The organism is Actinomadura sp. NPDC048394 (genome assembly GCF_040651755.1).
GTDB lineage: Bacteria > Actinomycetota > Actinomycetes > Streptosporangiales > Streptosporangiaceae > Spirillospora > Spirillospora montaniterrae.
The window spans coordinates 34,599-58,318 of the sequence record NZ_JBEZJL010000037.1 but is presented as its reverse complement, the minus strand read 5'-3'; the positions used below and the strand labels follow the sequence as shown (position 1 = coordinate 58,318).

The window sequence follows — 23,720 nt, the reverse complement described above, 5'->3', positions numbered from 1 at the left end:
CCACCTGCGGCGGCCCGGATGCCGGCGGTCGTCAGCGCCGTGCCTGCTGCGGGACGGTCACCCGCGTCGTCGCGCGGTGCCAGGCGGCGGCGAGCAGCTCGTAGGAGCGGACGCGGTCGGCGTGGTCGTGAGTGATCGTCGTGATGAGCAGCTCGTCGGCGCCGGTGACGCGCTGGAGGGTCTGGAGGCCGTCCACGACGGTGCCGGGCGCGCCCGCGAACTGGGTGTCGACGCGGTCGGCGACCAGGTCGAGGTCCTCGGGACGCCAGTCGTGCGCGGCGGCCTGCGCCGGGGTGGGGAACGGGATCGCGGCGAGCCGGGACCGGATGCTGTGCACCCACAGCGCGTACGGCGACGCCAGCTCCCGGGCCTGCTCGTCGGACGGTGCGACCACCACGTCGGCGGAGACGATGACGTACGGCTCGGCGAGCACGTCCGACGGCCGGAACGCGGCCCGGTACGCCTCGACGGCCTCCAGCACGTTGGACGGGCTGACGTGGTAGTTCGCCGCGAACGGCAGCCCGCGCTCGCCCGCGACGCGGGCGCTCTGGCCGCCGCTGCTGCCGAGGATCCACAGGTCGAGCGCGGCGCCCTCGCCGGGGTTGGCGTGCGCCTCCTGGCCGTCCCTGGCGTAGGTGCCGGCGAGGAGCGCGGCGATGTCGTCGACGACGGCGGCGAAGTCGGGCGACTCGGCGCCCGGCTGCTGGAGCAGCGCGCCGTGCAGCCCGAACGCGGCGGACCCGGCGAGCCGCGTGAAGTCGAACGGCGCGGGGATGAGCAGGCCGTCGACGATCTCGGCTTCGCGGGCGGGCGCGGCCGGCGGCGCGGGACGGGCGGCGGCCTCGGCGCGGCGCTGCCCCGAGCGGCCGAGCCCGAGGTCGATCCGGCCGGGGTGCAGCGCGTCGATCGTGCCGAACTGCTCGACGATGGACAGCGGCGTCCAGTGGCCGGTCTGCACGGCGCCGGAGCCGACGCGGATCTGCGACGTGACCGCCGCGACCGCCTCGATGAGGATCTGCGGCGCGGCGCTGGCGACGCCGGGCGCGAGGTGGTGCTCGGCGAGCCAGTAGCGGCGGTAGCCGGCGGCCTCGGCGCGGCGCGCCAGGTCGAGGGTGTTGCGGAGCGCGTCGCGGGCGGTGCCGCCGGCGGGGACGGGCGCGAGGTCGAGGACGGACAGCGGGATCACGGGCGCCTCCCAGCGGCGGTCGGGACGGGCGGGGTCGCGGCGGGCGGGGCCGGGACGGGCGGGAACGGCCGGCTCGGGATCTCCCTGCGCAGCACCGGCGCGACGTCGCTCTGGAACAGCTCCAGGGACGCGCGGTGCAGCTCCTCGGGGAGCCCGTCGGGGTCGGCCTGGACGTGCATGACCTCGTGCCCGAGCCGGTCGTGGTAGCGGTGGACCTTGTCGATGACCTGCTGGGGGCTGCCGATGAGCGCGGAGCCGCGCGCGACGGCGTCCTCGATCGAGTCGAAGACGGGCGTGACGCCGTTGCGGCGGAACAGCGCCTGCCGCGCCTCGAACACCGGCCGGTACACCTCGATGGCGTCCTGGGACCGGGGCGCGACGTACAGGCCGGCGCTGCCCGCTCCGACGAGGGCGTCCGCGGGGTCGTGGCCGTGGTGCGCCCACCGCTCCCGGTAGTAGGCGACGAGTTCGGCGTACGGCTCGACGGGGTTGGTGACGTTGGCGGAGAACAGCGGGTCGCCGTAGCGGGCGGCGAGTTCGACCGACTCCTTGCTGGTGGCGCTGCCGTGCCAGACGCGGACGGGGCGCTGGAGCGGGCGCGGCAGCACCTCGGCCTTGTCCAGCGGCGGGCGGTGCCTGCCCCACCAGGTGACGGTGTCCTCGCGCCACAGCCGGCGGAACAGCTCGTAGCCTTCGCGGTTGCGGTCCCACTGGTCCTCGGCGGTGACGTCGAACAGCGCGGCCTGCGCGGTGCCGTTGCCCTTGCCGATGATCAGTTCGAGGCGGCCGCCGGACAGGTGGTCGAGGGTGGCGTAGTCCTCGTAGGCGCGGACGGGGTCGAGGAGGCTGAGCGTGGTGACGGCGGTGAACAGCCGGATCGTGGACGTGCGGGCGGCGATGTGGCTGAGCACGACGGGCGGCGACGACGACAGGAACGGCCGCTCGTGCCGTTCGCCGACGCCGAAGCCGTCGAAGCCGAGCCGTTCGGCGAGGACGGCGTGCTCGACGACGTCGCGGAGCCGTTCGGTGACGGGCTTCAGGGCGCCCGTGCGGGGGTCGGGCGCGTGCACGATGAGGGTGATCGCGAGGAACTTCATGCGGTCGCGTACCGGTTGGCGGGACGGGACAGGCCGAGGTGGCCGCGCAGCGTCGTCGTCTCGTACGCGGTGCGGAACGCGCCGCGCCCTTGCAGGACCGGGACGAGCCCCCGCGCGATCCCCTCCAGGTCGGACGGCAGGACGCCGGGGCGCAGCCGGAACCCGTCGAGGCCCGCGTCGCGCCAGTCGAGCAGCAGGTCGGCGAGCTCGCCGGGGGTGCCCGCGAAGATCTCGGCGTCGGAGGCGAGGGCGGCGCCGTCCAGCTCGTCCAGGCGGGCCTTGCGGGCGAAGGCGGCGCCGGGCGCGTCGTCGAGGAACACGACGAGGTCGGCGAAGATCTTGAGGGGTTCGCCGGCCCGGCCGACGGTCCGCTCCGCCTCGCGGACCTGCGCGATGATCGTGACGGCATCGGGCCGCGAATGCGGCGTGATGTAGACGACGTCGGCGCTCCGTGCGGCGAACTCGTAGGGGCCGACGTCGTGCGCGAGGGCGGTGACGAGCGGCTGGCCCTGCGGCGGGCGCGGGGTGATCGAGGGGCCGCGGACGCTGAAGTGGGCGCCCTCGAAGTCGATGTAGTGCAGCTTGTCACGGTCCAGGAAGCGGCCGGTGGCGGCGTCGCGGATCTCGGCGTCGTCCTCCCAGCTGTCCCAGAGCCGCCGCACGACCTCGACGAAGTCGGCGGCCTCCCCGAACAGCTCGGCGCTGAACGCCTTGCCGTCCGGGGTCGCGAACCAGGGCTGGTCGAACTCGGGGAAGGTGCGGCGGCCGAAGTGGGCGGCGTCGGAGAGCCGCGCGCCCGCGACCTGCGGCCGCCAGCCCGCGCGCCCCCGGCTCGCGTAGTCCAGGGACGCGATGCCGATGGACACGTGGAACGGCTCGGTGTGCGTGGTGATCGTCGTCGGGACGAGCCCGATCCGCGACGTGGCGGGCGCCAGCCGCGCGGCCACCAGCACCGCGTCGAGGCGGCCCCGGACCTGGTCGGTGCGGTCGTCGGGCGCGGTCGGGTCGGACGACTGGAGGCCGAGCGCGTCCTCGATGGTGAGGAAGTCGAGCAGCCCGCGCTCGGCCTCGGCGGCGAGGCCCGTCCAGTAGCGGGCGGTGAACAGCGCGCCGGGGCGGGCGGCCGGGTCGCGCCAGGCGGCCGGGTGCCAGCCGGCGTCGGTGAGCGCGGCGGACAGGTGCAGGCCGGTCATGACGCCTCCCTTTCCGATCGGGTGGAGTGGACGCGCGGGACGCGCAGGCCGAGGTGGTCGCGCAGCGTGGGCCCGGTGTAGTCGGCGCGGAACACGCCCTTCTCCTGCAGCAGCGGGACGACGTGCTCGACCAGGTCGTCGAGCCCGCCCGGGGTCACGTGCGGGACGAACACGAAGCCGTCGGCGGCGTCGGTCTGCACGAACTCGTCGATCCGGTCGGCGACCGAGCGGGCCGTGCCGACGAACGTCTGCCGCCCGGTGGCCTCGATGACCACCTCGCGGATGCTGAGGCCGCGCTCGGCGGCGAGGGCCCGCCAGCGGCGGACGGTCTCGCCGCGGTCGCCGCGGAACTGCGCGCGGCCCTTCGAGACGCCCTCGTCGAGGTCGGGTTCGATGTCGGGGAGCGGGCCGTCGGGGTCGTAGCCGGACAGGTCCCGCCCCCAGTAGCCCTCCAGGAACGCGATGGCGTTCTGCGGCGAGACCTGCGCGCGGCGGATCTCGGCGGCGCGCTCGGCGGCGTCCTCCTCGGTGTCGCCGAGCACGTAGGTGACCGCCGGCATGATCTTCAGGTCGTCGGGGTGCCGCCCATAGCGGGCGAGGCGGCTCTTGACGTCCTTGTAGAAGGCCCGGCCGTCCTCCAGCGTGCCGTGCCGGCTGAAGATGACGTCGGCGTCGGCGGCGGCGAACTCGCGTCCCTCGTACGAGTCGCCCGCCTGGATGATGACGGGGTGGCCCTGCGGCGGGCGCGGCACGTTGAACCGGCCGGCGATGTCGAACTGCGGGCCGTGGTGCGCGAACGCGCCCGCGCCGGGACGGACGAACTCGCCCTCCTCCGGGTCGGCGACCAGGTCGCCGTCCGCCCACGAGTCCCACAGCTCGCGGGCGGTGTGCAGGAACTCGGTGGCGCGGGTGTAGCGGTCGGCCTCCGCGAGGTAGCCGCCGCGCCGGAAGTTCTCGCCGGTGAACGCGTCCCAGCTCGTCACGACGTTCCAGGCGGCGCGGCCCCCGCTGAGGTGGTCGACGGTGGCGAGGCGGCGCGCCACCTCGTAGGGCTCGTTGAAGGTGGAGTTGACGGTCGCGGCGAGGCCGAGGCGGGTGGTGACGGCCGACAGCGCCGACAGGACGGTCAGCGACTCGGGCCGTCCCGCCACGTCGAGGTCGTGGATGCGGCCCTTCATCTCCCGCAGCCGCAGGCCCTCGGCGAGGAAGAAGAAGTCGAACTTGCCGCGCTCGGCGGTCTCGGCGAGGTGGACGAACGAGCCGAAGTCGATCTGGCTGGCCGACCGGGGGTCCGTCCAGACGGTGGTGTTGTTGACGCCCGGGAAGTGGGCCGCGAGGTGGATCTGCTTGACGGGCATCAGCGGGCTCCCGCCGTGAGGCTCGCGAGGGCGGCGGACACCTGCGGGGCGACGGCGTCCGCCCAGGTGCCGAGCACCTCGGCGGCGTCCGGCACCTGCGACTCCAGGAACGCCAGCCCAGGGGTCGGGACGGTCGCGCCCAGTTCCACCAGCAGCGGCCGCAGGTGCACCTCGACGGCCAGCGAGTGCTTCGGGTCGCCCATCACCAGCAGCGGAAGCGCGACCGTCGACGCCAGCGCGCCGCCGGGAAGGCGGTCGAGGAACACCTTCAGCAGGCCGGTGTAGGTGGCCTTGTAGGTCGGGCTCGCGACGACCAGGACGTCCGCTCCGGCGACCCGGTCGAGCGCGTCCTGCACCTCGGGCGCGGGCGACGCGTCGAGCAGCGCGGGAGCGAGCGCCGACAGGTCGACGGGGTCCGGCTCCCCGGCGTGCCCGATCCGTCCGGCGACCGCTTCGGCGGCCTGGACAGCGATCTGCAGCGTCCGGGACTTCGGACGCGGGTTCCCCACCAGGACGGCGACGCTCACGACCGGTCCCCCTGCCCCGCGGCGCGCTCGTAGGGGATCTTCTCGCCCGCCTCCACGGCGACCGGCAGCCGGTTCTCGGCGGGCGGCAGCGGGCACGTCGCGAACTCGGTGTACGCGCACGGCAGGTTGTGGGCCCGGTTGAAGTCGAGCGCCACCGTCCCGTCCGCGGCGGGCGGCGCGACGAACAGCGCCCGGTTCGCGGCGTAGGTGGTGACGCCGGACGTCGCGTCGGTGAACAGGACGAGCAGCTCGCCGGGCGCCCTGCCGTTGAACGCGGTGAGCGCGAGCGGCCGGCCGTCCAGCTCGAACTCGATCCGGCCGGGCGCGTCGTAGACGTGCTGGAGCCCCTCGACGGCGGCGCCGACGGTGGTCGGGCGCGGCGCGTCGAACGCGACGTAGCGGCCGGTCACCGCCCAGCGCGGGTCGGGCGGGAAGGCGGGCGTGCCGCGGAACGCGGTGCGCAGCGGATGGTCCGGGTGGCGGGGCCGGACGATGTCGTTCCCGCCGCGCTTGGCCACCTCGATCGCCACGTCGCCCCAGAGCGCGGTGACGCCGCCGCGCTCGGGCAGCACGCCGAACCGGTGCTCCCCGCGCACGGTCTCGCCGTCCACGGTCAGCTCCTCGCCGTCGCCGAGGACGACGGTCACGCCCTCGGGCCCGGTCGTCCAGACACCCGGCGCGTCGGGGAGGCGGCGCGGCTCCTCGTCGAGGAAGTGCAGGCCGGTGATCGCGAGGAAGCCGTGCGGGTCGGCGAGCCGCGCCTCCTGCGCGGCGTGCCAGGCCCGCCACTCCTCGGCGAACGCGTCCGCCGTGCCGGTGGTCGTGGTGGTCTGTACGGTCATGTCCGCTCCTCCAACAGCCGTGCGCCTGCGGCGCCGTTGCGCGCGTCCCCGCCGGGGATGGCGGCGAGCAGTTCGCGGGTGTACTCGTGGGCCGGGTCGCCGAAGAGGGCGCCGGTCGCGCCGGTCTCGACGACCCGTCCGGCCTTCATGACCGCGACCCGGTGCGCGATCTGCCGGACGACCGCGAGGTCGTGCGAGATGAACAGGTAGGCGAGGCCCGTGCCGTCCTGCAGCTCGGCGAGCAGGTCCAGGACCTGCGCCTGGACGGACACGTCCAGCGCCGAGACGGGCTCGTCGCACACGACGAGGTCGGGTTCGAGGGCCAGCGCGCGGGCGATCGCGACGCGCTGCCGCTGCCCGCCCGACAGCTCGGCGGGGCGGCGCTCCAGCGTCGCGGCGGGGAGCGCGACGCGGTCGAGCAGCTCGCGGGCGCGGGCGGCGCGGGACGCCCGGTCGCCGACGCGGAACGCGCGCAGCGGCTCGGTGATCACCTCGCCGATCGAGAACCGGGGGTCGAGCGAGGCGTACGGGTTCTGGTAGACGAGCTGGGCGCGGCGCCGCAGCCGCCGCAGCGCCGCCCCGCCCGCGGCGGTGACGTCCTCGCCGTCGAACACGATCCGGCCGGACGTCGGCGGGACGAGCCGCAGGATCATCCGGGCGGTCGTCGACTTGCCCGAGCCCGACTCGCCGACCAGCGCGAGCGTCCGGCCCCGGTGCAGGGTGAGGCCGACGTCGTCGACGGCGCGGACCGTCCGGCCGCGCGGCAGCGGGAAGTCCTTGACGAGGTGCTCGGCGGTGACCAGCACATCGGCGTCGGGCTCGTCGGGCTCCGGCGGGGCGGTGGGCCGGGGGCGCGCGCGGACGGCGGTGAGGCTCGGCGCGCTGTCCAGCAGCCGCCGCGTGTAGGCGTCCTGCGGGTCCTCGATGATCCGCCGCGCCGGGCCCGACTCGACGACGCGGCCCTGCGACATGACGGCGATCCGCGCGGCCCGGTCCGCCGCGACGCCGAGGTCGTGGGTGACGAGCAGCACGGCGGTGCCGAGCTCCTCGGTGAGGTGCTGGAGGTGGTCGAGGATGCGGCGCTGCACGGTGACGTCGAGGGCGCTCGTCGGCTCGTCCGCGACGATCAGCTGCGGCCCGGCGGCGATCGCGACGGCGATCAGCGCGCGCTGCCGCATGCCGCCGGACAGCTCGTGCGGGTACTGCCGCGCCCGCACCGCCGGCTCCGGCATCCCGGCGCGCTCCAGCGCCTCGACCGCCGCGGCCGGCGCCGTCCGGCGGGTGGCGAGCCCGTGCAGCCGCAGCACCTCCGCGACCTGCTCGCCGATCCGCTTCACCGGGTTCAGCGCGACGCCCGGGTCCTGCGGGACGAGCCCGATCCGGGCGCCGCGGACGGTGCGCAGCTCCCGCTCGGACAGCGCCGCGAGGTCGCGTCCCGCGAACCGGACGGTCCCGGCGTCGAGGGAGGCGTTCGGGGCGAGCAGCCGCAGCACGGCGTGCGCGGTGGTACTCTTGCCCGAGCCCGACTCCCCCACCAGCGCGACGATCTCCCCCGGCCGGACGTCGAGGTCCGCGCCGCGCACGGCGTGCACCCGCTCCGTCCTGGTCAGGTACGAGACGGACAGGCCCGCCACCTCCAGCAGCGGGGTCTCCTGCGACTCGGTCACCGCCGCCCCCACTCGCCGTCGAGGGCCCGCGCGATCCGGTTCGTGGCGAGCACGGTCGCGGCGATCGTCAGGCCCGGCAGCGCGGTCATCCACCAGGCGTTCGCGAGGTAGTTGCGGCCGTCGGAGATCAGCGTCCCCCACTCCGGTGCGGGCGGCGCCGCGCCGTAGCCGAGGAAGCTCAGCGACGACACCGCGAGCACGGCCGTGCCGAAGTCCAGCGTCGCGAGCACCAGCACCGGCCCGATCGCGTTCGGCAGGACGTGCCGTCCGAGCACCGCGTACCAGCGCGTCCCGCAGGACCGGGCCGCCTCCACGAACACGGCCTGCCGGACCCGCAGCACCTCCGACCGCATCACCCGCGCGAACGTCGCGACGCTGGCGACGCCGACGGCGACCGCGACCTTCACCGTCCCGTAGCCGAGGGCGGTGACCAGCGCGAGCGACAGGAACAGCGCGGGGATCGACAGCAGCACGTCGACGAACCGCATCAGCACGTCGTCGATCCAGCGGCCCGCGAACCCGGCGAGCAGGCCGAGCAGCCCGCCGGCGGCGAACGACACCGCGACGGCGATCAGCGTGGCCTTCAGCGACAGCGCCGCGCCGTGCACGACCCGCGCGTAGACGTCGCGGCCGAGCTCGTCGGTGCCGAACCAGTGCGCCGCGCCGGGCGCCCGGAACGCCTGCGCCGGCACCCCGGTCAGCGGGTCCCGCGAGGTGAACAGGCCGGGCCAGAACGACGCCAGCACCACCGCCGCGATCACGAGCACGGACAGGACGAGCCCCGGCTGGCGCAAGAAGAACCGGACGGTGCGGGCGGTGCCGGCGCGGCGGCGCACCGCCCGCTCGGGCGCGCCGGGCTCCGGCGCGGCGTCGAGGACGCCGAGGGCGTCGAGGGTGCTGCTCATGCGGGCCTCCAGCGCCGGCCGCCCGCGGCGGCGATCCGCGGGTCCAGCAGCGGGTAGACGAGGTCGACGATGAGGTTGGCCAGGACGAAGACCAGCGCCCCGAACACCACGACGCCCTGCACGAGCGGGATGTCCTGGGCGGCGACCGCGCCGGCGGTGACCCGGCCGAGGCCGTTGCGGGAGAACACCGTCTCGATCACGACGGAGTTGGCCATGAGCTGCCCGACGAGGACGCCGACGACCGTCAGCGCGGGCAGCGACGCGTTGCGCAGCGCGTGCCGCAGGTGGATCCGGGGGCGTCCGGCGCCCTTGGCCCGGGCGGTCTGGATGTACGGTTCGTCGAGCGCGCCGAGCAGGCTCTTGGCCAGTACCTGCGCCACGATGGCGCCGGTCGGGATCGCGAGGGTGACGGCGGGCAGGATCAGCCCGCGCAGCCCGCCGTTCCCGAACGCCGGGAGCAGCCGCGCCCGGAACGAGAAGATCTCGACGAGCATCAGCCCGGCCCAGAACGTCGGGACGGACACCCCGAGCGGCGGCAGCGAGAGCAGCAGCTGCCGCAGCCAGCGCCGCGCGGTGTACGTCGCCGCCAGCGCGAGCCCGCCGCCGAACAGCACCGCGAGCGCCAGGCCGGCGGCGACGAGCTGGAGGGTGGACGGCAGCGCGTCGCCGATGACGGACGTCACCGGCCGGCCGCTGGACACCGAGTCGCCGAAGTCGCCGCGCAGCGCCCGGCCGAGGTAGTGGACGTACTGCACCGGGACCGGGTCGTCGAAGCCGTACTCGCTCCTGAGCCGGGCGATCTGCGCGGGGTCGACGCCCGCCTGGTCGGCGCCCGCCCCGGCCATCGCCGAGACGGGGTCGCCGGGCAGCAGGTCGAGGACCAGGAACGACACGGTGTAGGCCGCCCACAGCACTCCGGCCGCCTGGGCGAGGCGCAAGGCCGCGTAGCGTCGCATCCCTAGCCGATCCAGGCGTCGTGGAGCTGGATGCGGCTGGACGCGTCGAACAGCACGCCGTGGACCTTCTTCGCGACGCCCAGCTCCGTCTGCAGCTCGACGACCGGGATCGTGTAGGCGTGCTCGACGATCTGCCGCTGCGCCTGCGCGACGAGGTCGAGGCGCTTGGCCTGGTCGGGTTCGGCGGCCTGGCCGTCGAGGAGGCCGTCGAGGCCGGTGGCCGGCAGCTTGTAAGGGTTGGCGAGCTTGGACGAGAACGAGCTGCGCAGGATGTCCGGGTCGGCGCGGGTGACGTTGCCGAACAGCAGGTCGAAGTTGCCGGACGTCTGGAGCTGGGCGAGCTGGGCGACCGGCTGCTCCTTGAGCGCGAGCTGCACGCCGATCGTCTTGAGCTGCTGCTGGAGCAGTTCCAGCGCGGGCTTGTTGGTGGCGGCGACGGGCGCCCACGTGGCGGTGATGCTGAGCTTCTTGCCGCCCTTCTGCAGGACGCCGTCGCTTCCGGGCGTCCAGCCGTCGGACTGGAGCAGGGACTTGGCCCGCGCGGGGTCGTGGGAGAGCGCGGCTCCGACGTTGACGTAGCCGGGCGTGGTGTGGGCGAGGACGCTGGTGGCGGGCTGCGTGCCGGTGGGGAAGACGGTCTGCGCGATCTGCTGCCGGTCGACGCCGAGCGCGATGGCCTGCCGGACCTTCTCGTCGGTCAGCGGCGAGCGGGTGTTGTTCGGGCTGAGGCCGAAGACGACGCCGGGATTGGCACGTGCCAGCAGCTGCACGCCGGACGACTTGAGCGCCGACTCGTCGGCCCGCCCGACGCTGCCGATGGCGTCGACCTGCCCGGACTGGAGCCCGCCGGTCCGCACGCCCGACTCGGGGAGGATCTTGAACACGACGCGGTCGAGGTAGGCGGCGCCCTGCTTCTTCCACAGCGACGAGCCCCACGCGTAGCCCTTGCGGGCGGCGAGCGTGATCGACTGGCTCGGCACGTACTTCTGCAGCGTGAACGGCCCGGATCCGACGATGCCCTCGGCGCACCGCTGCTGCGGCGTCTTGCGGACGCTGGCCGCCGCCTCGATGCCGAGCGAGTGCGTGGCGGTGGCCTGGAGGAACTGCGCGTTCGGCTGCTTGAAGCGGACCTTGAAGGTGAGGTCGTCGACGACATCGGTGCCCTGGTAGCCGCTCAGGTAGCCCTCGGCGAGCAGCCCGAGCGGGCCGAGCTTCGGGACGGCGTCGAAGTTGGCCTTGACGACCTCGGAGGTCAGCGCGGAGCCGTCGCTGAAGGTGACGCCGGGCCGCAGGTGGAAGGTGAACGTGCGGGCGTCGCGGCTGATCGTCCAGCTCTGCGCGAGCCAGGGCACGATCTTGCCGGTGGACGGGTCCTGGTCGGTGAGCGAGTCGACGAGCTGGCGGACCGAGTAGATGGTGTCGTTGCTGCCGACCTGCTGCGGGTCGGTGCAGCCCGCGTCCGATCCGACGGCGAAGGTCAGGGTGCCGCCGGTCCGGGGCGTCCCGGCGCCGGCGCCGGACCCGCCGCCGCCCGAGCCGCACGCGGTCAGCGCCGTCAGTCCGGCCGCCAGCACGGCGGCGCTCCTCCACGGGCTCGGCGTCGCTCTCACGTGGATCTCTCCCATCCGGGGGTCTGCTGATCGGGGCCAACGTAAGCGGGCGATCATGTATCCGTCAATACCGACCAACAAAGTAGGAAATAGTCAGCCGAGCCGGCGGAACGCGCTGGCATGGAACACCAGCGGCGGCACGTCCGGGGCGGCGTCCAGGTCGTGCACGCGGAACACGACGATGTCGTGGTCGCCGGAGCGGAACCGCTGCTCGATCGTGCACTCGTACCAGGCGGCCGCGCCCTCGACGAGCACGCCGCCGCCCGGGGTGGACCGCCACGCGACCCCGGCGAACCGGTCGCCGGTGCGGGCGCCGAGCCGCCGCCCGACGTCCTCCTGGTGCGCGCCGAGCACGCTGATCCCGATGCGGGGCAGCTCGCGCAGCAGCGGCCAGGTCGTGGACGTGTGCGCGACGCACACCGACACCAGGGGCGGGTCGAGGGACACGGGGACGAACGAGCTGGCGGCGATGCCGGCGGGCCGCCCGCCCGCCAGGCCCGCGACGACCGCGACGCCGGTCGGGTAGGCGCCGTAGACGCGGCGGAGGTTCAGGTCGAGCGCCGTCATCGCGGCGCCCGCCCCGCGCGGGGTCCGGGTGAGGGGCAGGGGGACGTCAGGGCCACGGTGGGGCCTTCCTTTCGGGAGGGAACTCGCCGGTCAGGAACTCCCGGCCGACCTCGGCCTGCCGGTACGCGACCGGGTCGCGGAGCGTCCGGGCGTAGCGCCAGAACCGGGCCAGGCCCGGGCGCGCGCGGGGAGAGCCGGCGCCGGCGAGCTCGAACACGCGCGAGGCGACCGCCAGCGATGCCTGGACGGCGGCGATCTTCGCGGTCGCGGCCAGGACCGCCGGCTCGCAGTACCGCCGCTCGGGCGATGCCGCGCCGCCGGGGGCGCCGATGCCGGGGGCGCCGATGCCGGGGGCGCCGGCGCTGTGCAGAGCCGGGGCGAGGTCGTCGACGGCCAGGTCCGCGAGCGCGCGCGCCGCGCGCACCTGCGCGAGCAGGCCGCCGTAGGCGCCGGCTAGATAGGCGTCGCCGGTGCGCCGCGCCTGCCCGAGCGGCCAGGGCCGGGTCCGGCCGACGGCGTGCGCGCGGGCGGCGTCGAGGGCTCCTTCGGCGATGCCGATGGAGACCTGCGCGACCATCAGCTGGATGGCGGAGGCCATCAGCGACAGGGCGGCCGGGCCGGGCCGTCCGATGACGTCGTCCTCGCTCACGGCGGCGGCGGAGAAAAGGACCGTTCCGTTCTGCGCGGCGGCGGTCCCGCCCTCGGCGCGCGCGACGCCGGGACCGTCCGGATCGACCAGGACCATCAGCGGCTCGCCGGTGTCGGCGCGGGTCGCGCCGAGGGCGAGCTGGTCGGCGAGGAGGGCGCCGGCGGTGATCGCCGTCGTGCCGTCGAGGGCGAAGCCGCCGTGCGCGCGCGGCGTCAGCGTCAGGGCGGACGTGTCGCGCGGGTCGGGAGCACCGCCCCAGAGCCGAGAGCCGGCGGCGGCACTCGCCCAGACGCGCTCGCGGTTCTCACTCGTGCCGTAGAGGGCGGGCGTCCAGGACAGCAGGTAGTGGTGCCCGAGGAACAGCCCGATGTCGCCGTTGACGGCGGCGACCTCGCGGACGACCTGGTAGGCGGTGCACCAGGTGGCGCCACCGCCGTGCGGGGCGGGGATCAGCAGCGCGGGCAGCCCGGCCCGCCGGAGGGCCTCCGCGCCGCGCGCCTGCGGGCGCCCGGCGTGGCGGCCGTCCGGGTCGTCCACGCCGGGGCCGGACGCGGTGGTCCGGGCCAGCGCGAGCCAGCCCGCGTGGTCGCGCGGCGAGGCCTGCTGCGCGGGCTGGTCGCAGGTGGTGGTCACGGTGGTCTCCCAAGGGCCGGGAGCGTCCCGGCGGACGCGGGGAGTGTAAGCACCCATCGGGCGAGAAATCAACTAAAACAGTAGGAAATACATGTTTACGGACGGGCGGCGCCCTGGCCCGGCCAGCCCCGGCGGTCCTCCGGCGGCAGCAGGAGCACCTCCATCGCCCGCGCGCACGACTGCGCCTGCGCCAGGAACCACGGGACGCGCGCGTCCGTGATGACCTCGGGCGTCGAGCGCAGCGCGAGCGCGTACGGCGCGTGGCCGGACCGGTCCAGCAGCGGGACGGCGAGCGTCCGCACCCCCTCGGCCGACTCGCCGTCGTTCATCGCGTGCCCCGCGGCGCGGACCCGCTCCACCTCCGCGCGCAGCTCGTCCACGTCCGCGATGGTGCGGCCGGTGAGCGGGCGCAGCGGCGCGAGCCCGGACAGGTCGTCGGCGCCCGGCCGCGGCCAGGCCAGCAGCACCTTGCCGAGCGCGGTGGAGTGCAGCGGGCGGCGCAGGCCGACGCCGTCCTCGGTGCGCCGCACGGTGCCGCCGGCGAGCAGCACCGCGTGGTCGCCGCTGCGGATCGCGAGATCGGCCGTCGTCCCGGTGACCCGGGCCAGGTGCTCCAGCTCCGGCGCGACCCGGTGCAGGCCCTGCCGGTGGAACGACAGCAGGCCCAGCTCGGTGACCGCCGGGCCGAGGCGGTAGCGGGCGGACGCGTCGCGGGCGAGGAACTCCGCGCCCGCCAGGGTCTGCGCGAGCCGGTGCGCGGTCGAGGTGCTGAGGCCGAGGCGGCGGGCGATGCCGGACGCGGTCAGCGGCGCGGCGCCGTCGCGGAAGCAGAGCAGGACGTCCAGCGCGCGCCGCACGGCCTGCCCGCCGGGGGGAGTGTGTGCCATGTTTCCCACCTTATGGGATCTACATTGAGTTGGTAGGGATTGTTGGCAATACTCCCGGCATGGCCGACACCCCTCCCGCGGACCTCTGGTTCACCCGCTGTCCCGTCCCCACCGCCACCGGCATCGCCGCAGACCAGGGCTGGCTCGCGGCGGAGTTCGCCGCCGACGGCATCGCCGTGCGCTCCCTCCAGGACGCGGGCGCCGGGCCCGACCGCGGCGAGCACTTCCGCCACCGCCTTCCCACGCTCGTCCGCGAGGGCGGCAACGTCCCCGCACTGTGGGCCAGGTCCACCGGCGCGCCGACCCGGCTCGTCGGCCTCACCTGGTTCGAGGAGCGGCAGGTCGTGCTGGCCCGGCCCGGCGCGGGCCTGCACGGCCCGCACGACCTGAAGGGCCGCCGGCTCGCCGTCCCGCACCGCGCCATCGAGATCGACTTCTGGCGGGCGATGGCGCTGCGCGGCTTCGACGGCGCGCTGCGCCAGGCCGGCCTCACCCTCGCCGACGCCGACCTCGTCGACCTCGACGGCGACGCCCTCCCCGGGCAGTGGGAGGCCGAGCTCGCCGCGCTGCGCGACGGCCGCGTCGACGCCGTCTACACCAAGGGCTCGGTCGCCGTGGAGACCGCCGCCCGCTACGGCGCGGAGGTCGCGATCGACCTCGACGCCCTGCCGGACCGCCGGTGGCGGGTCAACAACGGGACGCCCCGTCCCATCACCGTCGACCAGCGGCTCCTCGACGACCACCCGGACCTCGTCGTCCGGTTCCTCGCCGTGCTGCTCGGCGCCGCCGACTGGGCCCGCGACCACCCGGCCGACCTCGCCCGCATCCTCGCGGACGAGACCGGGTCCGGGGCGGAGGGCGTCGCCCGCGCCTACGGCGACGGCTTCCACCGTGAGCTGCACGCCGCGCTCGACGACGACCGCCTCGCCCTGCTGGCCGGCCAGGAGGAGTTCCTGCGCCGGCACGGCTTCCACGACGCCCCGGTGGACGTGTCCGCCTGGGCCGATCCCGCACCCCTCGCCGCCGCGCGCGACCTCGTCCCGCGGCTCGCCTTCGTCGCACAGGAGCATCCATGAAGCGCTTCCCCGCCCTCCCGGCCCTGGCCGCCGGCGCCCTCGCGGTCCTGCTCGCCGCCGCGGGCTGCGGCGGATCGGACGACGCCGGCGCGTCCGGCGGCGGGACGGTCACCATCCGCGTCCCCGACCCGGGCAACTCCGGGGTGCTCGCCGCCGGGAAGAAGGACGGCAGCCTCGACAAGGCGCTGTCGGCGGTGCACGCCAAGGTCAAGTGGACCGGCAGCGCCGGGCCGTTCGCGCCCGCCGCGCAGGAGCTGAACGCCGGCGAGCTCGACTTCGCGCAGGGCTCGATCACCTCCGCGATCGCCGCGCTCGCCCAGAAGCCCGGCTTCAAGCTGTTCGCGCAGATCGCCCCCGACAAGATCGGCGAGGGGATCCTCGTGCGCAAGGACTCCCCGATCCGGACGCCCCGCGACCTCGTCGGCAAGTCGGTCGCGGTGAACAAGGGCGGCACCGCCGAGTACCTGCTGCTCAAGGCGCTCGCCGCGTCCGGGATCAAGCCCGACCAGGTGAAGCGCGTCTACCTCAACCCCGCGCAGACCGCCCCGGTGTTCAACTCCGGGAAGGTCGACGCGTGGGCGGTGTGGGCGACGTACTCGCTGCCCGAGATGGCCTCGACCGGCGCGCACTTCCTGGTGAACGGCGGGCAGATCGGGTCGCAGAACTACTCGGTGTGGGCCGTCCGGACGAAGCTCGCCGACGCGCACCCCGAGGTCGTCAAGGCGTTCTACCAGTACCTCCACGACCGGGGGCAGGACCAGATCAAGAACCCCGGCGCCTACGTCAACGTGTTCACCAAGGCGGGCCCGCAGGCCGTCAGCGGCGATGCCGAGCGGCTCACCGTGCAGAACCTCGCGCAGGGCGCGACCGCCCAGCCGATCGGCGCGGCCGACCTCGACGGGTTCGCGAGCGTCGCGCGGTTCTTCGCCGACCAGAAGATCACACCGACGGCGGTCGACGTCAAGCCGTACGTGGTGGCGCTGCCCGGGAGCGGGACGTGACCGCCGCCCCGGCCGAGACGCGTCCCTACCCGGACCTCGTCGTCCCGCGCCCGCGCATCCCGCGGCCGCGCCGCCGCGGCGTGAGCGTCGCGCTGCGCACCCTCGGCCCGCTCGCGCTGCTCGGCGGCTGGTGGCTGGCGTCCGCGACCGGCGTCCTCAGCCCCGACGTGCTCGCCTCGCCCGCGACCGTCGCGGACGCCGCCCGCGAGCTGTGGGCGGACGGGCAGCTCACCGACGCGCTGCGGGTCTCGCTGACCCGCGCCGTCCTCGGCCTGGCGTTCGGGCTGGCCACCGGGCTGCTGCTCGGCGTCGTCACCGGCTTCTCCCGCCTCGGCGAGGAGCTGCTCGACTCGCCGCTGCAGCTGCTGCGCGCGCTGCCGTTCCTGTCGCTCGTCCCGCTGTTCATGGTGTGGTTCGGGATCGGCGAGTCGGCGCGGGTCGTGCTGATCGCCGTCGCCACCACGTTCCCGATGTACGTCTCGACCGCGGGCGGCGTCCGGAACGTGGACCGCCGGCTGCTGGAGGCGATGCGCACCTTCGGCCTCGGCGGGTGGCGGCTCGTCCGCGAGGTCGTGCTGCCCGGCGCGCTGCCGTCGCTGCTCGCCGGGTTCCGGCTGTCGATGACGCTCAGCGTGATCGCGCTGATCGCCGCCGAGGAGATCAACTCGACGTCCGGGATCGGCTACCTGATGACGCAGGCGCAGAGCTTCTCACGCACCGACATCCTCTCGGTCTGCGTGCTGGTGTACGGGCTGCTCGGGCTGGCCGCCGACCTGCTCGCGCGCGGCGCCGAGCGGCTGCTGATGCCGTGGCGGGCGAAGGGGGCGGCGCGATGAGCACCGCGGTGCATCTGCGAGGGCTGCGCCGGGTCTTCGGATCCCGCGCCGTCCTGGACGGCGTCGACCTCGACATCGAACGCGGCGAGTTCGTCGCGCTCCTCGGCGCGAGCGGCACCGGCAAGACGACCCTGCTGCGGATCCTCGGCGCCCTCGACCGGCCGGACGGCGGCACCGTCCTGGTCCCCGAGGCCCGGACGATCGTGTTCCAGGAGCCGCGGCTGGTGCCGTCCAAGCGCGTCCTCGGCAACGTCGTCGTCGGGCTGCCGCGCGGCGCCGCCGTGCAGGAGCGGGGGCGGCGCGCGCTCGCGGAGGTCGGCCTGGCCGACCATTCCCGGGCGTGGCCGCACACCCTGTCCGGCGGTGAGGCGCAGCGCGTCGCGCTGGCGCGCGCGCTGGTCCGCGAACCGGAACTGCTGCTGCTGGACGAGCCGTTCGCCGCGCTCGACGCGCTGACCCGGCTGCGGATGCAGGACCTCGTCGGGGACCTGGTCCGCACGCACCGCCCGGCGGTGCTGCTGGTCACCCACGACGTGGACGAGGCGATCCGGCTGGCCGACCGCGTCGCGGTGCTGAAGGACGGGCGGCTCGTCACCGACGAGCGGGTCGCTGCGCGGCGTCCCCGCGACGCCGCCGACCCCGAGTTCACCGCGCTGCGCCGCCGGCTGCTGGCCGACCTCGGCGTCCGCCTCCCGGCGCCCGAGCCGGGCAACGAACAGGAGAAGGCCGGACGGCCCTCGGAAGGAGCGATACGTTGACCCGCTTGCATGTCGTGGCGCCGACCCGCGCGCCCGGACGGGCGGTGCTCCCGGATTTCGTCACCGACGTGCGCCCGCGCGCCGTCGAGCCGGAGCACCGCGCGGTGGGCCGCGCCGCCGAGCTGGGCGGGCTGGACGGCGTGCTCGTCCCGTTCGATCCCGGCGGCCACGACCCGCTGGTCCTCGCGGCGGCGGTGCTGCGCGACACGCGGCACGTCCAGGTGGCGGCCGAGTTCCATCCGGCGATCGCGACTCCCGTCTACGCGGCGAAGCTGTCGGCGTCGCTGCAGCGCTACACCGGCGGGCGGCTCGCGTGGCGGCTCGCCGTCGACCTCGATCCGAAGGTCGCGCGCGCACACGGCGACTTCCTTGACGGCCCGGCCCGCTACGCCCGCGCCGACGAGTTCCTCACGATCGCGAAGGGCGTGTGGGGCGAGCGCCCGTACACCTTCGAGGGCGAGCACTTCCAGGTGCTCGATGGCGGCTTCCCCGGTTCCCGCGTACCGCGCCCGTTCCCGCGCGTGTACCTGTCGGGGACGTCCCCGGAGGCCCTCGCGCTGTCCGCCAAGCACGCCGACGCGCACCTCATCGGCCCCGACGACGACCCCGGCCTCGTCCCGGACGGCGTCGACGCGGCGCTGCGGCTGCGCGCCGACGTCCAGGACGAGACGGCCCTCGCCGAGGAGATCCGGCGCCGCGCCGAGGCGGGGATCTCCGAGTTCTTCGTGGAGCCGGCGGCGACGCCCGGCACCGCCTACCGGCTGGCGCAGCGCGTCCTGCCCCTGCTGCGGAAGGAGACCGAAGGTGTCGGTTGACATCTACTGGCGCATCGCGATGGAGGGCGACGCACCCGCGCTGCGGCTCGGCGACATCACCCGCGGCGGATTCGGCCCGTACCTGCCGGGCGCCCTCGGCCCCGGCCTGCGCGGCGGCGCGCCGGACGGGTACGGCCCGGTCGACTACATGGGCGAGGTGGCGCGGGCGACGGAGCGGTCCGGGTTCGTCGGCGGGCTGATGCCGTCGTTCCCCGAGACCGACGACCCGTGGGCGGCGGCCGCCGCGCTCGCCGGGGAGACCACCGCCTACCGGTTCATGATCGCGTTCCAGCCCGGGTTCCTGCACCCGGTGCAGGCGGCGCGGATGTCGGCGTCGCTGCAGGCCGCGACGGGCGGGCGCGTCGTCTACAACATCATCTCCGGCGGCGGCGGGCCGCAGCAGCTCTGGTGGGGCGACAAGGTCGCGCACGACGACCGGTACGCCCGCACGTCGGAGTTCCTCGACGTGCTGAAGGGCGTGTGGGACGGCCCGTTCGACCACGAGGGCCGCTTCTACCGGGTCGAGGGCGCGGCGCTCCCGCCGGAGCTGCGCGGGCAGCCGTTCCCCGAGATCTTCTTCTCCGGCTCGTCGCCCGCCGCGATCGCCGCCGCGGGCCGGCACGCCGACTACTACCTGTCCTGGCTGGAGCCGTTCGACGCGCTCGCCGCGAAGTTCGCCCTGGTCCGCGAGCACAGCGACACGCCGCCGAAGTTCGCCGTCCGCGTCGACGTCCTCGCCCGCGAGACGGAGGAGGAAGCGTGGGAGGAGGTCCGCGCGGGCTGGGCGCGGCTCGGCGACGCGCAGCGCACCCCGGACGCGTCCGAATCGGTCGGCTGGCAGCGGGGCCGGGCGTTCACCGCCGGCGCCGGCGACGACTTCCGCGACCTCGAAGTGCAGCCCAACGTGTGGGGCGGCTTCAACCGGCTCCGGCCGGGCCCGCTGTTCGGGCTCGTCGGCGACTACCACCAGGTCGCCGCCCGGCTCGACGAACTCATCGACCTCGGCGTGGACGCCTTCATCCTCGCGGGCGTCCCGCACCTCGAAGAGGCCCAGCGCGTGGGCCGCCACGTCCTCCCCCTGCTGAAAGGAAAGATCGCATGAGCCTGCGCGTCGGCTACTTCCCGCAGAACAACTCGCTGTGGGTGCTGCGGCACCGCGGCGTCCTGGAACGGTCCGTCCCGGACGTGGAGTGGGTGGACCTGCGGTCGCTGCCCGCCGGCGACCGCCCCGCGCCCACCGAGGGCCTGCCGTCCGGGCACGGCGACCACCTGTTCGACGGCGGCTACGACTTCATCGGCACCGGCTCCACCCCGCCCGTCACCGCGCAGGCCAAGGGGCACGACGTCGTCTACGTCGCGATCTCCGGGCCGCGCGTCGAGAACGGCCGGATCGTCGTCCCGGACGACTCGCCGATCGCCGGGCCCGCCGACCTCAAGGGGCGGCGCGTCGCGCTCGGCCACGGCTCCTGGCAGACGACGCTGCTCCTGCTCGCGCTGGAGAAAGCGGGCTTGACCTGGAGCGACATCGAGCCGGTGGACGCCTACGGCAACGCCGCCGAGCTGTTCCTGAACGGCGACGTCGACGCGTGGGTCGGCTCCTACCCCTACCTCACCGACGTCGAGAAGCAGCGTCCCGTCCGGACCGTCATCGAGACGCCGGGCCTGTTCAGCCACCGCTCGCTGTGGTTCACCAGCCGGGCGTTCGCGACCGAGCGGCGCGACGACCTGGCCGCGATCGTCGCCGCGCTGAAGGAGTCGGACGCCTGGATCGAGGCGAACCCGCGCGAGGCCGCGAAGCTGTTCGCCGACGACGACGGCGGCGACCTCGACGCCTGGGAGCACGCGCTGCGCACCCGCCCCTGGGGCCTGAACCCGGTGGACGAGGGCTTCGTCGCCGAGCAGCAGCACGCCGCCGACCTCTTCCACGCCAACGGCCTGATCCCGCGCCCGGTCACCGTCGCGGACGCGGTCCTGCCCGAGATCAACGAGCTGGTCGCCGCGCCCGCGTCCTGACGCCGCCCGAGGCTCCCGGCCCGTTCCGGGACCCCTCCCGGCCGTCCGCCGTTACGTTGGCCGCCAAGCGAGAGAGGATGGATGACATGGCGGTGCGGACGCGGAGCTCCCTCGGCAAGGTCGACGTCCTCCCGAAGGGGATCGGGAGCCTCACGTCGGGACATCCCCCGGCGCAGACCGGGACGCTGTTCGTCATGGGGACGAACGGCGGGATGCGCGTCGCCCCGGACGCGGGCTTCGACGTCGTGTTCGGCCGCTGCGAGCCGGACGTCCACGTCTGCGTCGGCGCGAACGACCCGCACGTCAGCCGGCGGCACGGCTACATCACCCGCGAGCACTCCCGGTGGGTGCTGTACAACGTCGGGAAGCTCGCGATCCGGTTCCCCGGGTCGCGGCTGGTGCTCGGCGGGCACCGGGCCGAGCTGCCCGCCGCGTACACGCCGCTGTTCATCGTCACGCCGGAGCAGGAGCACCTCCTCGAGGTGCGGATCGCGGCGGGGGCGGCCGGGCGGGGCGCCGGGAGCCGGCACGACGTCGACACCTATGACCCGGGCGGCTGGGAGCTGAGCGACCTCGAACGGCTGGTGCTGGTGTGCCTGGGCCAGCGCTACCTGCGGCAGGAGCCGTGGCCGCAGCCGCTCACCTGGGCGCAGGTCGCCGACGAGCTGGGGGCGCTGCGGCCGGGCGAGCGGTGGAACGCCAAGCGGGCCGCGCGCATCGTCACCGAGGTGCGCCGGCGGCTCAGCGCCCGGGTCGACGGGCTGCTGGAGGAGGACGTCCCGCCGCCGCTCGGCAACACGCTGAACCACAACCTGATCAGCGAGCTGCTGGTCAGCGCCACGATCGTGACCGCCGACCTCGCGCTCCTAGACGGCCCGGACGGCCTGGCATGACCGCCCCCGCCGGAAAGCCCCCGCACCCAACCTGACCAGACCGCCGCGGGCACCGCGCCCAACCTGAGCGGACCGGTGCGGGCGCCGCGCTCAGCCTGAGCGGGCGGGCGCGGGCGCCGCGGCTCAGCCGGAGCGGGGTGGTGCGGGGAGGGAGCGGGCGGCGGACGCGGCGAGCCCGGTCGCCAGCGAGCACCGCTGCTTCGCGGGGGCCTCGCCCTGCACGACGAGGTAGACCGTCTCGACCGCCTTGTCGCCGTACCGGTCGGGGTGGGTGCGGTAGACGAGCCGGGCGAGGCACGACCCGTCGCCGTCGCCGTCCGGCTCGACGTAGGCGGGGAACCCGCCGAGCACGGTGGGGCGGCCGTCCTGCGCGGTGAGGGGCTGCCCCTGGTCGAACCGCAGCTTGACCTGGATGTCGCGGGTGGTGCTGTGCCACGAGCAGCCCCACCGGGCGTAGTCGACGTCCGGATCGGTGGCGTCGATCCCCGGCACGATGTCGAGCGCGCGCGCGTCGAGCAGCGTGCACGCGTCCTGCTGGGCCAGGGACGCGGCGGGCAGCGGCGGGGAGCGCCTGGGAATGGGGCCGCGGTTCAGCACGGCGGTCGCCCCGGCGGCGGCGACGTCGGCGATGGCGCAGAGCTGCGCGGGCCCGCCGTCCTCCTGGTGGGCGATGACGTCGATCGCGGTGCCCGCGTCCTTGCCGGGCAGCCGGAGGATGCGGGCGCATTCGTCGCCGTCGAGGGGCTCCTCGTCGACGCGGACCCGGCCCGCGGTCTTCACCCGGGCCCCTTGCTCCGTCCCCGCGTCGTCGTCGAACTCCACCCTGACGTCGACGACGCCGCCCTTGTGCGACGACACGACGACGTCGCACCGGTCGAAGTTGCCGTAGTGGTCGTCGAGGTCGGTGTCGCCGAACCGGCCGAGCGCGGCGGCGGCGGTCAGCGCGCAGGGGTCGGCTGTGCGCGGGTCGCCGATGAGGGACGCGTCCGCCGCCGTCCGGGCCGGGTCCGCCTCGGGCTGGTCGGCGCGGCCTCCGCCGGAGAAGAGCGGTGTCAGCGCGAGCGCGACGGCGGCCGCCGCGACGGCCGCTGCCGCCGTGAGGAGCCGCGGATGGCGCCGCGCGAACGCCGTGCCCTTCCGCCACGTGGACGCGGAACCGCCGGTCAGGTCCCAGTCGGCGTCCGCGTCGCCGGCGGCGAGGCCGCCGGACGGGCCGTCCAGGGTCGGGACGAGATGCAGGGGAAGCTGGGGTTCCGCCGGGCCCGCCGCCTCGTCGAGCAGCGCGCGCGCCTCGGCGGGGCTGGGACGTTCCGCCGGGTCGTCCCGGACCATCGCCGCCACGATCCCGGCGAGCGGCTCGCCCGCGTCGCCGGCCGCGTCCCCGGCCGCCGGGCCGCGGCCGTCGCGGGCGGGCGGCTCGCCGGTCGTCAGCGCGAGGACGGTGGCGCCGAGCGAGTACACGTCGGACGCGGGCTCGGGCCGTCCCGCGACGACCTCGGGGGCGGCGAACGCCGGGGTGTGGCTCACGGCGCCGTTCGGGGTGATCGTCTCGCGGCCGCCGGTCCGGTAGGCGGCGCCGAAGTCGGTGAGCTTGGCGGTGCCGTCCTCGGTGACGACGATGTTGCCCGGCTTGACGTCGCAGTGCACGATGCCCTCGGCGTGCAGGGCGGCGAGGGCGTCCGCGATCTGCGCGCCGACGCGGGCCGCGGCCGCGGCGGGGATCGGCGGCCAGTCGGCGAGGCTCCCGCCGGGCACGTACTCCATGACGAGCCAGGACGCGGCGCGCCCGCGCGCCCCCGTGCGGACCGCGTCGTAGAGCGTCACGACGTGCGGGTGGCTGAACCGGGCGAGGGCGCGGGCCTCGGCCCGCAGCCGGCCGAACGCGGCGTCGTCGCCGCCGAGCAGCGCCCGCTTGAGCACGACCGGGCGGCCGAGGCGCTCGTCGGCGGCCAGCCAGACCTCGCCGGTCCCGCCGCGTACGGGACCCTTGACCAGCCGGTAGCGGCCGGCGATCTGCGCTCCCAGACGCACCGTGACTCCTCTCGCCGGGGGGCCGCACGGTCACGCGTGATCGAACCTACAGTGTGACCGGCCGGACACACGCGGTTTCCGTCCAGGGCCGCCCCGTGCGCCCGCCCCGCGCCCTGCCCGGGCCCGCCACGCGCCCTGCGGCGGTGCTTCCATCCGGGGGTACAGAGTTGTAGCGTTTACTGTTTTGAATCGTTCGCGATTAGTTAAGGTAATCTGGGGT

22 protein-coding genes are annotated in these 23,720 nt (G+C 75.2%); 8 read left to right on the top strand and 14 right to left on the bottom strand.

The annotated features are described in order from the left end of the window. Positions 1 to 31: 31 nt before the first annotated feature. From AB0C78_RS26575 to AB0C78_RS26515, 13 genes are all read right to left on the bottom strand, one after another. On the bottom strand, positions 32 to 1,186 hold the full coding sequence (locus AB0C78_RS26575; RefSeq protein WP_360752635.1) for an LLM class flavin-dependent oxidoreductase: 1,155 nt from the start codon (positions 1,184 to 1,186) through the stop codon (positions 32 to 34). Next, the gene (locus AB0C78_RS26570) at positions 1,183 to 2,283 is read right to left on the bottom strand and encodes an LLM class flavin-dependent oxidoreductase (protein WP_360752632.1); all 1,101 of its coding nucleotides are present in this window, start codon (positions 2,281 to 2,283) and stop codon (positions 1,183 to 1,185) included. The genes AB0C78_RS26575 and AB0C78_RS26570 overlap by 4 nt, the downstream gene beginning before the upstream one ends. After that, complete coding sequence (locus tag AB0C78_RS26565) at positions 2,280 to 3,476, bottom strand: LLM class flavin-dependent oxidoreductase (RefSeq protein WP_360752629.1); 1,197 nt, start codon at positions 3,474 to 3,476, stop codon at positions 2,280 to 2,282. The genes AB0C78_RS26570 and AB0C78_RS26565 overlap by 4 nt, the downstream gene beginning before the upstream one ends. After that, on the bottom strand, positions 3,473 to 4,834 hold the full coding sequence (locus tag AB0C78_RS26560) for an NtaA/DmoA family FMN-dependent monooxygenase (protein ID WP_360752627.1): 1,362 nt from the start codon (positions 4,832 to 4,834) through the stop codon (positions 3,473 to 3,475). The genes AB0C78_RS26565 and AB0C78_RS26560 overlap by 4 nt, the downstream gene beginning before the upstream one ends. Further along, a complete protein-coding gene (locus AB0C78_RS26555) occupies positions 4,834 to 5,361 on the bottom strand; it encodes an NAD(P)H-dependent oxidoreductase (protein WP_360752626.1) in 528 nt (175 codons plus the stop codon). Before AB0C78_RS26555 ends, AB0C78_RS26560 begins: the two co-directional genes overlap by 1 nt. Then, complete coding sequence (locus AB0C78_RS26550; RefSeq protein WP_360752623.1) at positions 5,358 to 6,203, bottom strand: DUF1684 domain-containing protein; 846 nt, start codon at positions 6,201 to 6,203, stop codon at positions 5,358 to 5,360. The genes AB0C78_RS26555 and AB0C78_RS26550 overlap by 4 nt, the downstream gene beginning before the upstream one ends. Beyond that, on the bottom strand, positions 6,200 to 7,870 hold the full coding sequence (locus AB0C78_RS26545) for an ABC transporter ATP-binding protein (RefSeq protein ID WP_360752620.1): 1,671 nt from the start codon (positions 7,868 to 7,870) through the stop codon (positions 6,200 to 6,202). Before AB0C78_RS26545 ends, AB0C78_RS26550 begins: the two co-directional genes overlap by 4 nt. Beyond that, positions 7,867 to 8,775, bottom strand: a complete 909-nt coding sequence (locus AB0C78_RS26540; RefSeq protein WP_360752617.1) for an ABC transporter permease — start codon at positions 8,773 to 8,775, stop codon at positions 7,867 to 7,869. The genes AB0C78_RS26545 and AB0C78_RS26540 overlap by 4 nt, the downstream gene beginning before the upstream one ends. Then, complete coding sequence (locus AB0C78_RS26535; RefSeq protein WP_360752615.1) at positions 8,772 to 9,731, bottom strand: ABC transporter permease; 960 nt, start codon at positions 9,729 to 9,731, stop codon at positions 8,772 to 8,774. The genes AB0C78_RS26540 and AB0C78_RS26535 overlap by 4 nt, the downstream gene beginning before the upstream one ends. Before the next feature lie 2 nt (positions 9,732 to 9,733). Then, the gene (locus tag AB0C78_RS26530; RefSeq protein ID WP_360752612.1) at positions 9,734 to 11,305 is read right to left on the bottom strand and encodes an ABC transporter substrate-binding protein; all 1,572 of its coding nucleotides are present in this window, start codon (positions 11,303 to 11,305) and stop codon (positions 9,734 to 9,736) included. A 129-nt stretch (positions 11,306 to 11,434) separates the two neighbouring features. Beyond that, positions 11,435 to 11,908: a flavin reductase family protein gene (locus tag AB0C78_RS26525; RefSeq protein WP_360752610.1), complete on the bottom strand. Its 474-nt coding sequence runs from the start codon at positions 11,906 to 11,908 to the stop codon at positions 11,435 to 11,437. A gap of 46 nt (positions 11,909 to 11,954) precedes the next feature. Next, complete coding sequence (locus AB0C78_RS26520; RefSeq protein WP_360752607.1) at positions 11,955 to 13,190, bottom strand: acyl-CoA dehydrogenase family protein; 1,236 nt, start codon at positions 13,188 to 13,190, stop codon at positions 11,955 to 11,957. A gap of 95 nt (positions 13,191 to 13,285) precedes the next feature. Then, complete coding sequence (locus AB0C78_RS26515) at positions 13,286 to 14,077, bottom strand: IclR family transcriptional regulator (protein ID WP_360752604.1); 792 nt, start codon at positions 14,075 to 14,077, stop codon at positions 13,286 to 13,288. 59 nt (positions 14,078 to 14,136) lie between these two features. Between AB0C78_RS26515 and AB0C78_RS26510 the strand changes: the two genes are divergently transcribed. From AB0C78_RS26510 to AB0C78_RS26475, 8 genes are all read left to right on the top strand, one after another. After that, the gene (locus AB0C78_RS26510) at positions 14,137 to 15,153 is read left to right on the top strand and encodes an ABC transporter substrate-binding protein (protein WP_360752602.1); all 1,017 of its coding nucleotides are present in this window, start codon (positions 14,137 to 14,139) and stop codon (positions 15,151 to 15,153) included. Then, entirely contained in the window at positions 15,150 to 16,154 is a 1,005-nt protein-coding gene (locus AB0C78_RS26505; protein ID WP_151542047.1) for an NrtA/SsuA/CpmA family ABC transporter substrate-binding protein, read from the top strand. Before AB0C78_RS26510 ends, AB0C78_RS26505 begins: the two co-directional genes overlap by 4 nt. Beyond that, the gene (locus tag AB0C78_RS26500) at positions 16,151 to 16,990 is read left to right on the top strand and encodes an ABC transporter permease (RefSeq protein WP_360752599.1); all 840 of its coding nucleotides are present in this window, start codon (positions 16,151 to 16,153) and stop codon (positions 16,988 to 16,990) included. Before AB0C78_RS26505 ends, AB0C78_RS26500 begins: the two co-directional genes overlap by 4 nt. Beyond that, entirely contained in the window at positions 16,987 to 17,748 is a 762-nt protein-coding gene (locus tag AB0C78_RS26495) for an ABC transporter ATP-binding protein (protein ID WP_360752596.1), read from the top strand. The genes AB0C78_RS26500 and AB0C78_RS26495 overlap by 4 nt, the downstream gene beginning before the upstream one ends. Next, positions 17,745 to 18,563, top strand: a complete 819-nt coding sequence (locus tag AB0C78_RS26490; protein WP_360752594.1) for an LLM class flavin-dependent oxidoreductase — start codon at positions 17,745 to 17,747, stop codon at positions 18,561 to 18,563. Before AB0C78_RS26495 ends, AB0C78_RS26490 begins: the two co-directional genes overlap by 4 nt. Beyond that, positions 18,553 to 19,665, top strand: coding sequence for an LLM class flavin-dependent oxidoreductase (locus AB0C78_RS26485; RefSeq protein ID WP_360752592.1), 1,113 nt, complete (start codon positions 18,553 to 18,555; stop codon positions 19,663 to 19,665). The genes AB0C78_RS26490 and AB0C78_RS26485 overlap by 11 nt, the downstream gene beginning before the upstream one ends. Continuing rightward, positions 19,662 to 20,576, top strand: coding sequence for an ABC transporter substrate-binding protein (locus AB0C78_RS26480; RefSeq protein WP_360752589.1), 915 nt, complete (start codon positions 19,662 to 19,664; stop codon positions 20,574 to 20,576). The genes AB0C78_RS26485 and AB0C78_RS26480 overlap by 4 nt, the downstream gene beginning before the upstream one ends. Before the next feature lie 86 nt (positions 20,577 to 20,662). Then, positions 20,663 to 21,469 carry an FHA domain-containing protein gene (locus AB0C78_RS26475; protein ID WP_360752586.1) on the top strand — a complete coding sequence of 269 codons (807 nt, stop codon included), beginning with the start codon at positions 20,663 to 20,665 and terminating at the stop codon, positions 21,467 to 21,469. A gap of 123 nt (positions 21,470 to 21,592) precedes the next feature. Here the strand turns inward: AB0C78_RS26475 and AB0C78_RS26470 are convergent, their stop codons facing one another. Further along, complete coding sequence (locus AB0C78_RS26470; protein WP_360752584.1) at positions 21,593 to 23,500, bottom strand: serine/threonine-protein kinase; 1,908 nt, start codon at positions 23,498 to 23,500, stop codon at positions 21,593 to 21,595. Positions 23,501 to 23,720 lie beyond the last annotated feature (220 nt).